This window comes from Herbidospora cretacea, assembly GCF_001570605.1.
GTDB lineage: Bacteria > Actinomycetota > Actinomycetes > Streptosporangiales > Streptosporangiaceae > Herbidospora > Herbidospora cretacea.
This window is the reverse complement of record NZ_BBXG01000018.1, coordinates 41,397-55,637: the sequence shown is the minus strand read 5'-3', so window position 1 is coordinate 55,637 and position 14,241 is coordinate 41,397. Positions and strand designations below refer to the sequence as shown.

The window sequence follows — 14,241 nt, the reverse complement described above, 5'->3', positions numbered from 1 at the left end:
ACGTGCCTCTCAGGAGATGCCGAGGGTCCGGGTGATGAAGTCGACGAGCTCGTCGTCGTCGGCCGCGGCCAGGTCGGGCCGGTCGGGCCGGTCGTCCCAGGCGGTGGACAGGCGGCGCAGCCGGACGGCGGCGGCCTCCCGGTCCTGGCCGGTGAGCTCGGCGGTGGCCAGCACGTGTTCGAGCGCGTCGAGGCGGTCGAGCACGGTCGCGATCGTCGGGGTACGCTCGGCCGGGTTGAGCTCGGTGAGCAGGTAGGCGGCGACGGCCTCGGGGGTCGGGTGGTCGTACACGATGGACGGGGGCAGGGTCAGGCCGGTCGCGGCGGCCAGCCGGTTGCGCAGTTCGACCGAGGTCAGCGAGTCGAAGCCCTGGTCGCGGAAGCGCGACCGGGGTTCGACGGCGTCGGCGGAGGAGCGGGCCTGCACCGCCGCGGCCTGGGTGCGGACCAGCCGCAGCAGGCTCTTGGCGGTCACCTCGTCCAGCTGGGCGGGGGCCTCCGGGGCCGCTTCCAGGAACTCCGAGGCGAGGGCGCGCGGGCGGTTCTGGAACAGGGTGGGCCAGTCGACGTCGGCCACGACGACGGCGGTCTCGTTGCGGTCGAGGGCAAGGCCGAGGGCGGTGACCGCGGACTCGGGGGCCATGCCGCGCAGGCCGTACCGGGAAAGGGTCTTGGCGGTGGCGGAGTCGACCAGGCCCTTGCCGGCCCAGCGGCCCCAGGCGACGGCGGTGGCGGGCAGCCCCTCGGCGCGGCGGCGGGCGGCCAGCGCGTCGAGGTAGGCGTTGCCGGGCGCGTAGTTGGCCTGGCCGGGCAGGCCGCAGACGCCGGAGACCGAGGAGAACAGCACGAACGCGGTCAGGTCGAGGTCGCGGGTGAGCTCGTCCAGGTGGCGCGCGCCGCCCGCCTTCACCCGCAGGACCCGCTGCGCCCGTTCGGGGGTGAGCGTGTCGATCAGGCCGTCGTCGAGGTCGGCGGCGGCGTGGAAGACGGCGGTCAGCGGCCGGTCGGCCGGGATGTCCGCCAGCACCCGTTCGAGCGCGGCCCGGTCGCCGACGTCGGCGGCGGCGAAGGTGACCCGCGCGCCGAGTTCGGTCAGGCGGTCGCGGAGCGCGTCGGCCCCGGGGGCGTTCTCGCCGCGCCGGCCGACGAGCAGCAGGTCCCGCACGCCGCGTCCGGCCAGCCAGGCGGCGACGTGGCCGCCGATCGCGCCGGCGCCGCCGGTGACCAGCACGGTCCCCCCGGTCGTCCACGTCTTCCCGGCGGGCGGGGAGCTGCGGACCAGCCGCCGGGCGTGCCGTCCCGATGCGCGCACGGCGATCTCGTGTTCGGTCCCGGCGAGCGCGTCGGCCAGGTCGTCCCAGTGGCCGTCGCCCGGGAGGTCGACGAGGCCGCCCCAGCGTTCGGGGCGTTCGACGGCGGCGATCGTGCCCAGGCCCCACAGCAGCGCCTGCGCCGGGTCGGGCGCGGTGTCGCCGGGGCCGGTCGAGACGGCGTTCCTGGTCGCGTACCAGACGGGCGCGTCCGGCGCGGCCTGGAGCAGGGCCAGATTCGCCCGGTACGACCAGGGCACGACCTCGTCCGCGTCCACGTCCGACCAGGCCAGCAGGGACAGGATCCCGTCGACCGGCCCGGCCTGGGCGAGTTCGGCGGCAAGTTTGTCCCGGTCGTCGGAGAAGACGGTCAGCCGGGCGGCCCGCGCCCCTCTTGCGGTCAGCGCCGCCTCGGCGGCGCCGCTCTCCACCCCTTCCGGTACGACCACCAGCCACTTCCCCGACAGCGCGGTGTGGCCGGGGTCGGGGAGGCGGCGCCAGACGATCTGGTGCCGCCAGTCGTCGACCGCCCGGGTCTGGCCGACCGGCTTGGTGGCGTCGAGCCAGTAGCGTTCGCGCTGGAAGGCGTAGGTGGGCAGGTCGATCGGCCGCGCACCGGGCATGACGGCGGTCCAGTCGACCTGCTTGCCGTGGATGTGGGCCTGACCCAGCGCGAGCAGCGCGGTGACCTCTTCGGGCCGGTCCTTACGCAGCAGCGGGACGGCGGTGCGCCCGTCGGGGACCAGCGCCGACAGCACCGCGTCGGGGCCGAGCTCCAGAAAGGTCGTGACTCCGGCCGAATCCAGGGTGGTCACCGCATCGGCGAACCGGACCGGCTCCCGGACCTGGCGGACCCAGTAGTCCGGCGTGGTGACGTCGCTGATCCGGCCGGTGAGGGTGGACACCAGCGGGATGCGGGGTTCGTGGAAGGTGACCGTTTCGAGCACCTGCCGGTATTCGGCCAGCATCGGCTCCAGCCGAGCCGAGTGGAAGGCATGGCTCACGGTGAGCCGCTTGACCCGCCGCCCACGAGCGGCGAAGTCGGCGACCACCGCCTCGACCGCATCCTCCTCCCCGGTGACCACGATCGACGACGGACCGTTGATCGCGGCGATCTCGACGGTTCCGGGGATCTCCGCCTCGGTGCCCTCGACCGCCGCCATCGCGCCACCGCCGGGCAGCGCCTGCATCAACCGCCCGCGCGCCTCCACGACCTTGGCCGCGTCCTCCAGCGACCACACCCCGGCCACATGCGCCGCCGCCAGCTCACCGATGGAGTGCCCCGCCACGTAGTCGGGCCGAACCCCCCATGACTCCAGCAGCCGGAACAGGGCCACCTGTAACGCGAAAAGTCCGGACTGAGTGAAGAACGTCTGATCCAACCGCCCGCCATGGGCCAACCGACCACCCGCACCCGCATGAGGATCCGCGCCAGCACCCACGCTGGAACCTGCACCGCCACCCGAACCTCCAGCGGCATCAGCATCCGCACCGGCGGGGGCGTTCCCGAACACCACCACTTTCACCTGTTCCGACGACGCCGCGTCGAAGGCCTCGGCGAACACCGGGAAACGGTCGTACAGGTCCCGGCCCATGCCCTCGCGCTGGCTGCCCTGGCCGGTGAACAGGTAGGCCAGGCCCCGGCCCGCCCGGCCGGTGGCCACCCACGGCGACGGCTCGCCCGCCGCCAGCGCCCGCAGGCCCGCGTCGAGGTCGCCGACCACGACGGCCCGCTCGTCGAGCAGGGCGCGGGTGGTGGCCAGCGAGAACGCCACGTCGGCGGGGGCCGCGCCGGTCGCGGCGAAGTCGGCCAGCCGGGCCGCCTGGCCGCGCAGGCCCGCCGCGTTCCTGGCCGACAGCACCCAGGGGGCCGCGCCCGAGGCGGGCGTCCTCTCCTCGGCGTCCTCGGCGGGGGCCTGTTCGACGATGACGTGGGCGTTGGTGCCGCTGACGCCGAACGCGGACACCGCTCCCCGCCGGACCTCGTTCTCCGGCCAGGGCCGGGCCTCGGTCAGCAGTTCCACCGAGCCCGCCGACCAGTCGACGTAGGGCGAGGGCTCGTCGACGTGCAGGGTCTTGGGGAGCACGCCGCGCCGGATCGACTCCACCACCTTGATCACGCCGAGGACCCCGGCGGCGGCCTGGGAGTGGCCGATGTTCGACTTCAGCGAGCCCAGGAACAGCGGGTGGCCCGAGAGGCGGTGCTGCCCGTAGACGGCGAGCAGGGCGTGGGCCTCGACGGGGTCGCCGAGGGTGGTGCCGGTGCCGTGGGCCTCCATCAGGCCGACCTCGTGGGGCTTGAGCCCGGCCGAGTCGAGCGCCTTCCTGATGACGCGCTGCTGGGAGGTGCCGTTCGGGGCGGTGAGCTGGCTGCTGCGGCCGTCCTGGTTGACGGCGCTGCCGCGCAGCACGGCCAGCACCCGGTGGCCGTGACGCCGGGCGTCGGAGAGGCGTTCCAGCGCGACGAGACCCGCGCCCTCGGCCCACGCGGTGCCGTCGGCGGCCTTGGCGAAGGCCTTGATCCGGCCGTCGGGGGCCAGGCCGCGCTGGCGGGCGAACTCGATGAACATGCCGGGGGCGGCCAGCACGGTCGCGCCGCCCGCCAGCGCCAGCGAGCACTCGCCGAGCCGCAGCGACTGGACCGCCAGGTGCAGCGCGACCAGCGACGCCGAGCACGCCGTGTCGACCGTCACGGCCGGGCCCTCGAAGCCGAAGGTGTAGGCGATCCGGCCCGACGCCACGCTGGTGGTGGTGCCGGTCAGCACGTAGCCGTCGGTGTCGCGGTCGGGGCGGTGGTGCAGGCTCGGGCCGTACTCCTGGGAGATGACCCCGGCGAAGACGCCGACGTCGGTGCCGCGCAGCGACGTCGGGTCGATGCGGGCGTCCTCCAGGGCCTCCCACGCGGTCTCCAGCAGGATGCGCTGCTGCGGGTCGGCGGCCAGCGCCTCCCTCGGGGAGACGCCGAAGAACTCCGCGTCGAAGTCGGCGGCGTCGTAGAGGAAGCCGCCCTCCCGGACGTAGGTCGCGCCGCTGGTGGCGGGGTCGGGGTCGTACAGGCCGTCGAGATCCCAGCCCCGGTCGGCGGGGAACGGGCCGATGGCGTCGCGCTCCCCGGCGACCAGGTCCCACAGCTCCGCCGGTGAGGCGGCCCCGCCCGGCAGGCGGCAGGCCATGCCGACGATCGCGATCGGCTCACGGGCGGCCGACTCGACCTCCTCCAGCCGTTGCCGGGTCTGCCGGAGCTGGTGGGTCACCCGGGTCAGGTAGGTGCGCAGCTTCTCTTCGTCTGCCATGGACTGAGTGCCCCTCACGAAAGACGCAGTTCGTTGTCGATGAGCTCGAAGAGCTCGTCGTTGGTGGCGCTGTCGAGGTCGAGACCGAGCTCGAGGTCGAGGTCGGGTTCCGGCGCCGCCTCCGGCTCGGCGGGGAACAGCCGTTCCCGCAGGTACGCGGCGAGCGCCAGCGGCGTGGGATGGTCGAAGACCACCGTCGAGGGCAGCCGCAGGCCGGTGATCCGGTCGAGCCGGTTGCGCAGCTCGACGCTGCTGAGCGAGTCGAACTCGCCGTCCAGGAACCCCCGGTCGGGCGGCACCGCCTCCACGTCGGCGTGCCCGAGCACGGCGGCCCCTGTGCGCCTGACCAGGTCGAGCAGGTCGCCCAGCTCCTCCGGCGGCGTCGCGGGCGCGGCTTCCTCCACCGGCTCGAACGCGCCGGTGGCGTGCCGGGTCCAGGACCCCGAACCGGCCGGCCGGACGTGCACGCCGATGGCCCGCCGCCCCTCGCCCGCCGCCACCAGGATCTGGACGTCGACCGCGCCGGCCACGACCGGGCCCTCCACGGTCAGCTCCGCCAGCCGCAGCCCGCCGATCTCCTGGGCGGCGCGCTCGGCAAGGTCGGCGAACGCGGCCTCGGTGGCCTCGGGCAGCCTGCCGGTCAGGACCGCGCCCGACCCGTCGGCCAGCTCCACCACCCCGCTCAGGGTCTGGCGGGCCGGGCCGGTCAGCCAGAAGCGGCGGCGCTGGAACGGGTAGGTCGGCAGGTCGGCGGGGGTGTGCGGCCCCGCCTCGCCGGGCCGCCAGTCGACCGGGACGCCGGTGGTGTGCAGGGTGGCGAGGGCGGCGCGGAAGGCGTCCGGTTCGGGGCGTCCTCCCCGCGCGGCGGCGACCGCGCCCTCCTCCACGAGCGAGGTCAGCGCGCCGCCGGGGCCGATCTCCACGAAGTCGGTCACGCCGAGGTCCCGCAGGGTGGTGATGCCGTCGTGGAAGCGGACCGCGCGGCGGATGTGGCCGGCCCAGTAGCCGGGGTCGGTCAGCTGCTCGGGCGTGGCCAGGCGGCCGGTGACGTTGGAGATCACCGGGATGCGCGGCGGGTGGTAGGAGACGCCCGCGGCGATCTCGCGGAACCCGGCCACGACCGCGTCCATGTGGGGTGAGTGGAAGGCGTGGCTGACCTGGAGTTCCTTGGCCTGACGCCGCTCGGCGCGCCAGCGGGCGACCAGCGCCCCGACGGCGTCGCGGTCGCCCGAGACGACCAGCGAGTCGGGCCCGTTGACGGCGGCGACGTCCACGCCGTCGCCGAGGAGTCCGGCGAGCTCGCTCTCGGTGGCGCGCAGGGCCGCCATCGCGCCGGTCTCGGTCACCGACTGCATCAGCCGTCCGCGGGCGGTGACCAGGGCGGCGGCGTCGGGCAGCGAGAGCACCCCGGCCAGGTGGGCGGCGGTGAGCTCGCCGATCGAATGGCCGATGAGGTGGGTGGGGCGCAGCCCGAACGAGACGGCGAGCTCGTGGAGGGCGACCTCGAAGGCGAACAGGGCGGGCTGGGTGTAGGCGGTGGTGTCGAGCAGGCCGTCGCCGCCGGTGAACATGACGTCGCGGATCGGGTGGCCGAGGTGGGCGTCGAGGTGCCCGGCGACCTCGGCGAGGGCGTCGGCGAAGACGGGGAACGCCCCGGCCAGTTCCCGGCCCATCCCGGCGCGCTGGCTGCCCTGGCCGGTGAGCAGGAACGCCAGCCCGCCCCGCCTGGTCGCGACGCCGCTCACCACGGCGGGATGGTCGTCGCCGGCGGCCAGGGCGTTCAGCGCGTCGAGGTGGTCGTCCAGGACGACGGCCCGGTGGGTGAGGAGGGCCCGGCCGGTGATCAGGGTGCGGGCCGCGTCGGCCACGGTGATGTCGGGACGCCCGGCCAGCCGCTCGCGCAGCAGGCCCGCCTGCTCCCGGAGCGCGGCCTCCGACTTGGCCGACAGGGTCAGCGGCACGACCTCCGGAGAGGTCACGGGTTCCGCGACGTCGTCGGGGGCCTGTTCGACGATCAGGTGGGCGTTGGTGCCGCTGATGCCGAACGACGAGACCGCCGCGCGGCGGGGGCGGCCGGTCTCCGGCCACGGGGTGGGTTCGGTGAGCAGGCCGACCCGGCCGGACGTCCAGTCGACGTGGGGTGACGGCTCGTCGATGTGGAGGGTCGGCGGGAGGGTGCCCGAGCGGATGGCCTGGACCATGGAGACCAGCCCGGTCACCCCGGCGGCGGCCTGGGTGTGGCCGAGATGCGCCTTGGAGGAACCCAGCAGCACGGGACGCTCCCGGTCGCGGCCGTAGGTCGCCAGGATCGCGCCGGCCTCGATCGGATCGCCGAGGGTGGTGCCGGTGCCGTGGGCCTCGACCGCGTCGACCTCGTCGGGGGAGAGCCCGGCGACGGCGAGCGCGGCGCGGATGACCCGCTGCTGCGCGGGCCCGCTGGGGGCGGTGAAACCGTTGGAGGCGCCGTCCTGGTTGACCGCGCTGCCGCGCACCACGGCCAGCACCGGATGCCCGTTGCGCCGGGCCGCCGACAGCGGCTCCAGCAGCACGAGCCCGGCGCCCTCCGCCCACGCGGTGCCGTCGGCGGCCTTGGCGAAGGCCTTGATCCGGCCGTCGGGGGCCAGCCCGCCCTGGCGGCTGAACTCGGTGAACATGCCCGGGTTGGACATGACGGCGGCCCCGCCCGCGACCGCCAGGTCGCACTCGCCGCGCCGCAGCGCCTCGACGGCCAGGTGGATGGCCACCAGCGAGGAGGAGCAGGCCGTGTCGACCGTGAGGGCGGGCCCTTCCAGACCGAGCGTGTACGCGATCCGCCCCGACGCCGCGCTGGTCAGGGTGCCCGTGAGGGCGTGGCCCTGGTGGTCGTCGGGGATCTCGTGCAGGCGGGGGCCGTAGTCGTGGGGGGTGACGCCGACGTACACCCCGGTCCGGGTGCCGCGCTGCGCCGACGGGTCGAGGCCGGCCCGTTCGTACAGTTCCCAGGCCGACTCCAGCAGGATGCGCTGCTGCGGGTCGATGACGGTCGCCTCGCGCGGGCTGAGCCCGAAGAACGCGGCGTCGAACTCGTCGGCGTCGTGCAGGAAGCCGCCGGAGTCGGTGGCCGATCCGGTCCGCAGGCCCGCCAGGTCCCAGCCCCGGTTGACGGGGAACTCGCTGATCACGTCCGAGCCGGAGCCGAGGATCTCCCACAGCTCCTCCGGCGAGCGCGCCCCGCCCGGCCAGCGCCCGCTCATCGCCACGATCGCGACGGGCTCGCCCGCCGCCACCGGCACGGCCTCGTCCTCCGTGGGCTGCTCCCCCGACAGGTAGGCGGTGACCGCGCCGACCGTCGGGTGGTCGTAGACGAGCGAGGCGGGCAGGGTCAGCCCGGTCGCCGAGGCCAGCCGCGCCTGGAACTCGACCGCCGCCGCCGAGTCGAACCCGAGGTCGGTGAAGGTGACGTCCGGATCGACCTGGTCACCCGAGGCGTACCCCAGGACGATCGCCGCACTGGACGCCACCGCCGCGCGGAGATCCCGCGGCTCCGGCACCAGCCCGAGGGCCGCGCTGGCCGCCGCCGCCCGCAGGTCCCGCAGCTCCCGGGAAGGTCCCGGCACCTCGGTGGAGCCGAGCCAGAGCCGCCGCCGCTGGAAGGCGTAGGTCGGCAGGTCGACCACCCGGGCCGGCCCGATCACCCGGGGCCAGTCGACGGTCCCGCCGCCGGCGTGCACCCGTCCGAGCGAGAGCAGGAAGTTCCGCACCCCGCCGTGGTCGCGCCGCAGCGTCCCGGTGACCAGCGCGTCGCCGTCGACCAGCCGGACCCCTTCGGTGAGCAGCGGGTGGGGGCTCGCCTCCACCACCACGTCGTGCCCGTCGGCCACCGCCGCCCGGACGGCCCGGTCGAACTCGACCGGCTGCCGCAGGTTCCGGTACCAGTAGTCGGCCGCGAGCCCGGCCGTGTCCAGCAGCCCACCGGTGACCGTCGAGTAGAACGCGACCGGTGCCGACACGGGCGAGATGCCGGCCAGCTCGCCTGTCAGCGGTTCCCGAAGAGGCTCGACCTGCGCCGAATGGGACGCGTAGTCCACCGGCACCGCCCGGGCCCTGACCCCTTCGCTCCGGTACGACTCCAGCAACTCCCCCACCGCCGAGGCGTCCCCCGAGACGACGGTCGAAGCGGGCCCGTTGACCGCGGCGACCGACAGCCGCTCGCCCCACCGGGCGATCCGCTCGGCGACCTGCTCGACCGGCAGCAGCACCGAGGCCATCCCGCCGTGCCCGGCGATCCCGGCGATGGCCCTGGCCCGCAGCGCCGAGACGGCGGCGGCGTCGGCCAGCGACAGCGCCCCCGCGATGTGCGCGGCGGCGATCTCTCCCTGCGAGTGCCCGATGACCGCGTCGGGCCGGACCCCGGCCGCCTCCCAGAGACGGGCCAGCGAGACCATGACGGCGAAGAGGGCGGGCTGGACGACGTCCACCCGCTCCAGCGGACCGGCCTTGGTCAGCAGATCGACGAGCGACCACCCGGTGTGCGGGTCGAGCGCCTCCGCGCACTCGGCGATCGACCGCGCGAACCCGGGCGACTCCCGCAGCAGCGCGGCGGCCATCCCCGGCCACTGCGATCCCTGCCCCGGGAAGACGAAGACGGTCCGCCCCCGAGGCGCGGCCACCCCCTGCACGAGCCCGGCGACCTGCCCGCCACCGGCCAGCGCCCGCACCCCGGCGCGGACCTCAGCCGAATCCCCTACGAGAACGGCCCGATGCCGGAAGGCCTTGCGCGTCACCGCCAGCGAGTAGGCCACGTCCTCGAACGCCGCCCCGGTCCCGTCGAGGTGGTCCAGCAGTCGGGCCGCCTGCTCGCGCAGCGCCTGTTCGCTCGCGCCCGACAGCACCCACGGGAGCACGTCCGGCGCCTTCCCCCAGATCTCGGGGACCGGGAGGGCCGGTGGCTCGGTGACGACGAGGTGGCAGTTGGTGCCGCCCATGCCGAACGAGCTCACCCCCGCCACCAGCGGGCTGTCCGGCCGTGGCCAGCCGCCGGTGCTCGTGCAGACCCGGAGGCCCAGTTCGTCCAGGGCGATGTCGGGGTTGGGGTTCTCGTAGTTGAGGCTGGCCGGGAGTTCCCGGTGGGCCACGCTGAGGATCGTCTTCAGCAGACCGGTGATGCCGGCCGCGCCCTCCAGGTGGCCGACGTTGGTCTTGACCGAGCCGACGTGCAGCACCCGGTCCCCGGAGCCGAGGGCCGAGCCGAGCGCCGCGGCCTCGATGGGGTCGCCGACCTTGGTGCCGGTGCCGTGGAGTTCGACGTACTGGACCTCTTCGGGGCCGAGCCCGGCGCGGGAGAGAGCGAGCGAGATCACCTCGGCCTGGGCGGCCGGGTCGGGGACGGTCAGCCCGGCGGTGTGCCCGTCGTTGTTGACCGCGCCGCCGCTGATCAGGGCGTAGATCCGGTCGCCGTCGGCGAGGGCGCGGGTGAGCGTCTTCAGGACCAGCGCCACCCCGCCCTCCCCGCGCACGTAGCCGTTGGCGCGGGAGTCGAAGGTGTAGCACCGGCCGTCGGGCGACAGCGCGCCGAACCGCCCGGCGGCGACCGCGCCGTCGGTGCTGAGGTTCAGGTGCACCCCGGCCGCGATGGCGACGGCCGACTCCCCCGACCGCACGCTCTCGGCCGCCAGGTGCACCGCCACCAGCGACGATGACTGCGCCGAGTCGACCGTCAGACTCGGCCCGCGCAGGCCGAGCGCGTGCGAGACCCGATTGGCGATCAGCCCCCGGTTGAGCCCGGTGAGGGTGTGCCGGGTGACGGCGGCGGGCCCGCCCCGGGCCACCAGGGTGGCGTAGTCGGAGGCGATGGCCCCGACGAAGACCCCGGTGGAGAGCCCGCCGGCGGCTCCGCGCGTCGTCGCCCCCGGGTGGGCGCGGGTCGAGCGGGCGTCTTCCAGGGCCTCCCAGGCGAGTTCGAGGGCGAGTCGCTGCTGGGGGTCCATCTCCGCCGCCTCGCGGGGGGAGATGCCGAAGAACTCGGGGTCGAAGCCGTCGACGTCGTCGAGGAAACCGCCGAAGAGGGGCGCGTCGGGCGCTTCGTCCCAGCGGCCGGGGGGCGGGGCGGTGATCGCGGAACGTTCCGATCGGAGCAGGTCCCAGAAGGCCGCCGGGCCGGGCGCCTGCGGCAACCGGCAGGCGATCCCGACGACCGCGACTCGTTCCTGGGACGGCGAATCGCCGAGACTCATTTTAATCTCCATAAACGCGAACCGGCTCGGAAGCTGTTTCCAGCCTCGCGAACCGGCCCCCTATGGAGTACCCCTAGAAACCCCTAAGCAGATCAGTCGAGAAATATCGGGAGATCCGCGCGCCGGGTCACCCCGAGTTTCCGATAAATGCGTGTGAGATGTTGCTCCACGGTGCTCACGGTGACGAAAAGATTTCCGGAGATCTGCCGGTTCGTCTGCCCCTGAGCCGCCAGCGTGGCGACCCGCCGCTCGGCCTCACTCAACTCGGCCCCGAACACGGGCCCGCTCGGGGCGATCAGACCAGCCGCCCCACGGCCACCCGGACTCCTCCCACCCCGAAGAGCCGAACCCTCCGCACCCCGGCGAGCCGGATCCGCCCGCCCGCCAGACCCCGGACCTCCCGCACCCTGGATCCCCGAGCCGACCACGCCTCGGGGATTCGGACCGACCACGCCTTGGTGATCTGGATCCACCGCACCTCGGGGGTTCGGGCCCGCCGCGCCTTGTGGGTCCGAACCCGCCGCGCCTTGTGGGTCCGAACCCGCCGCGCCTTGTGGATCCGGGCCCACCGCCCCTTGTGGATCTGGCCTCACCGCCCCACAGCAATCTCGGCCCACCGCCCCACAGCAATCTCGGCCCACCGCCCCACTGCAATCTCGGCCCACCGCCACTCGGGGAGGCGAACCCGCCGCACCTCGGAGGTCTGGATCCGCCGCGCCTCGGAGGTCCGGACCCGCCGCGCCTCGGGGATCCAGAACGACCGCGTCTTGAAGATCTGGACCCACCCTGTCTTGAAGATCCGGGACCACCGCGCTCCACGAGCCTGTACCCGCCAGATCGTCGACGTGCGCACCTCGCGCAGCGTGGACGCGCCGATCCTCCGCGGCCTGGGAAGACCGATCCGCCGGGCTCCGGAACGCCGGGTCCACCGCTCCACCGCCGCGCAACACGGACCCCTCGCCCAGTCCCGCGCGGCAGGAGCGGGCCAGCACTCTCGCCCGGCGGCCGGCCGAGCGTGCCTTGGGCCCGTCACCTAGTTCGGCGTAGGCCGCCCCCGCGTCGGCCAGGGCGTGCGCCAGTTCGTAGGGGTCCTGGGCGATCTGGAGGATCTCCACTGCCTTCTCGAGTTCCTCCGGCCGCCCCCCGAGCGGCAGCGCGGCGGCCCGGAGCCGCAGTGCGCACCCCCGGGTCCGGGTCGGCTCCGGCCCCAGCAGGGCCAGTTGCTCCTCGGCATACCGGCGGGCGTCCGGCGTACGGCCGGAGGCGAGGCACGCGCGGGCGGCGCCGAGGCGCCAGGCGGCGATGCCGGGCAGGTCCAGACCCCACTGCCGCAGCAGATCGCCGCAGGTCAGAAAGTCGGCCAGGGCCTCCTCGGCCAGCCCGGCCGCCAGCCGGTGGCCGCCGCGTGCCGTCAGGTAGTGGGCCGCGACGGGGGTCTGGAACATCGCCTCCGGCACCGGGACGGCCAGGTAGCGGGCCGCGTCCTCGGGCTTGCCGAGCCCGGTCTTGGCGCTGGTCATCGCGGCCAGCGGCAGGCCGAGGGCGACCCCCCACGACGCGCTCGGCACGTAGGTGAGCGCGTCCTTGGCGCAGCGTTCGGCGTCGGCGAACCGGCCCTGCCTGATGGCGATCTCGGCCCTGATGGCGGCGAAGACGCTCAGCCAGGCGGGGTCGCACCGCGTCGTGGTCTGCTCCAGCAGAGGGTCGCACCACCGGGCGGCCAGGTCGGCGCGGTCGGCGTGCACGAGCGTGGTGAGCGCCGCGATGAGGGAGGGCAGGGCGGCCTCGCCCATGGGGCACAGGTGCAGCACCCGCTCCGCGCGGGCGACCGCCGCCGCCGCGTCGTGGCCGGCGTAGAAGGCGGCGAGCACGCGGGTGCCCTCCAGCCCCGTCGTCACCTCGACGTCGGCGCCGGGCGGGCCGGGCACGAGGCCCGGATAAAGGCAGCCGGCCGATTCGGCCAGCTCCGGGTTTTCCCGCAGCGCCTCGTGCGGACGTCCGCGCAGCAATTGCGCCCACGCCGATAATCGGCTCCGGCCGAGCCATTCATCGACGAGTGCGGATACTTTCGCCGCCATCTGTTCGTCGCCGGACGCGTCGGCGAATACCTTGCGAATCAAATCAAGCGGTCGATCCATTAATTCCATAACGACGCTCCGCCGGAAGAATTATCAGTACCCGGCCGCAGGAAGCCGACGCCCTTCATCGGCGCGGTCGTCGTCGTCCGCACGTCCGAGGTCTGCTCCCCCACGGAGACCCGGTCGGAATTACCTATATTTCCTACTAAGTAACCATGCAATAGGCCACGGCGTCAAGAGGGATACCCGCTTGTTCCGGTAGGAATAGTGTAGTTAAGCTCTCCCTGCACCATCTCCGCAGCTCGGAACCGGGAAACCCATGAGACTCACCCCATCGATCGCCGCCGCAGCCCTCCTCCTCGTCAGCCTCGCCGCGTGTGGCGGCACCGCGTCCGAGACCGGGACAGAGGCGGCTCCGGCCACGTCGATCATCCTGATCACCCCCAACCCGGTCGGCACCAACAGCTTCCTGCAGCTCGGCGTCAAGGGCGCCGAGGCCGCCGCCAAGGAGCTCGGCGCCTCCTTCAAGCTGTACGAGAGCAAGGACCCCACCTCCATCGCGCAGAACGTCGACGCGGCCGTCCGGGCCAAGCCGACCCTGGTCGTGGGCATCAGCTTCTCCTTCGACGACGTGTTCAACACCGTCCCCAAGGCCAACCCCGGCCAGCAGTTCCTCCAGGTCGACTCGTGCGCCAAGGACCAGGCGCCCAACCTGGCCTGCGTCTCCTTCAAGGAGCACGAGGCCGCCTACCTGGCCGGCGTCGAGGCGGGTCTGCTCTCCAAGAGCGGTCAGCTCGGCGTGGTCGCGGCGCTGGACACCCCGTTCGTCCACCGCTGGATCGAGCCGTTCTTCGCCGGGGCGGCCTCGGTCAAGCCGGACAGCAAGGGCACCCCGCTCTACGTCGGCGGCAGCAACCCCTTCAGCGACCCGGCCAGGGCCAAGTCGCAGGCCCAGACCCTCACCGGGCGCGGCGTCGACGTCATCGCGGCGGCGGCCTCCGGCGGCAACCCGGGCGTGTTCGAGGCGGTCGCGGCCTCCGGCGCCAAGGCGTTCGGCGTCGACGTCAACCAGTGCGCGCTCAGCCCCGGCAACGTGATCGACAACGTCCTGAAGAACGTGGACGTCGCCGAGGCCGCCGCCATCAAGGAGATCTTCGGCGGCAAGACCGGCGGCGTGAAGGTCTACGGCCTGGCCGAGGGCGGCGTGGGCGTGAACGCCCTGGCCGACGACCTGGCCTCCTCCGGCTGCACGGTCGCCGACAGCCCCGACGTGGTCGCCAAGGTCAAGCAGACCCGCGACGACATCGTCGCCGGGAAGATCACCGTCGCGGACCCGCTCGCCGGCTGAT

At 74.1% G+C, this 14,241-nt stretch carries 4 protein-coding genes; 1 reads left to right on the top strand and 3 read right to left on the bottom strand.

Annotation, left to right across the window (positions count from 1 at the left end):
- Window positions 1–9: 9 nt before the first annotated feature.
- From AW270_RS41905 to AW270_RS40715, 3 genes are all read right to left on the bottom strand, one after another.
- A complete protein-coding gene (locus AW270_RS41905) occupies window positions 10–4,602 on the bottom strand; it encodes a type I polyketide synthase (protein WP_061299240.1) in 4,593 nt (1,530 codons plus the stop codon).
- Window positions 4,603–4,616: 14 nt separating this feature from the next.
- Window positions 4,617–10,814 (bottom strand): type I polyketide synthase, encoded by a 6,198-nt coding sequence (locus AW270_RS41455; RefSeq protein WP_061299239.1) that lies wholly within the window; start codon window positions 10,812–10,814, stop codon window positions 4,617–4,619.
- A gap of 92 nt (window positions 10,815–10,906) precedes the next feature.
- The gene (locus AW270_RS40715; protein ID WP_245674898.1) at window positions 10,907–12,934 is read right to left on the bottom strand and encodes a helix-turn-helix transcriptional regulator; all 2,028 of its coding nucleotides are present in this window, start codon (window positions 12,932–12,934) and stop codon (window positions 10,907–10,909) included.
- A 277-nt stretch (window positions 12,935–13,211) separates the two neighbouring features.
- Between AW270_RS40715 and AW270_RS28690 the strand changes: the two genes are divergently transcribed.
- Complete coding sequence (locus tag AW270_RS28690) at window positions 13,212–14,240, top strand: BMP family ABC transporter substrate-binding protein (RefSeq protein WP_061299237.1); 1,029 nt, start codon at window positions 13,212–13,214, stop codon at window positions 14,238–14,240.
- Window position 14,241: the final 1 nt, after the last annotated feature.

What these genes read in the sequence shown, in the direction of transcription:
- AW270_RS41455 (WP_061299239.1), bottom strand. Translation starts at nt 10,814, where the DNA reads ATGAGTCTCGGCGATTCGCCGTCCCAGGAACGAGTCGCGGTCGTCGGG.
- AW270_RS28690 (WP_061299237.1), top strand. Translation starts at nt 13,212, where the DNA reads ATGAGACTCACCCCATCGATCGCCGCCGCAGCCCTCCTCCTCGTCAGC.
- AW270_RS41905 (WP_061299240.1), bottom strand. Translation starts at nt 4,602, where the DNA reads ATGGCAGACGAAGAGAAGCTGCGCACCTACCTGACCCGGGTGACCCAC.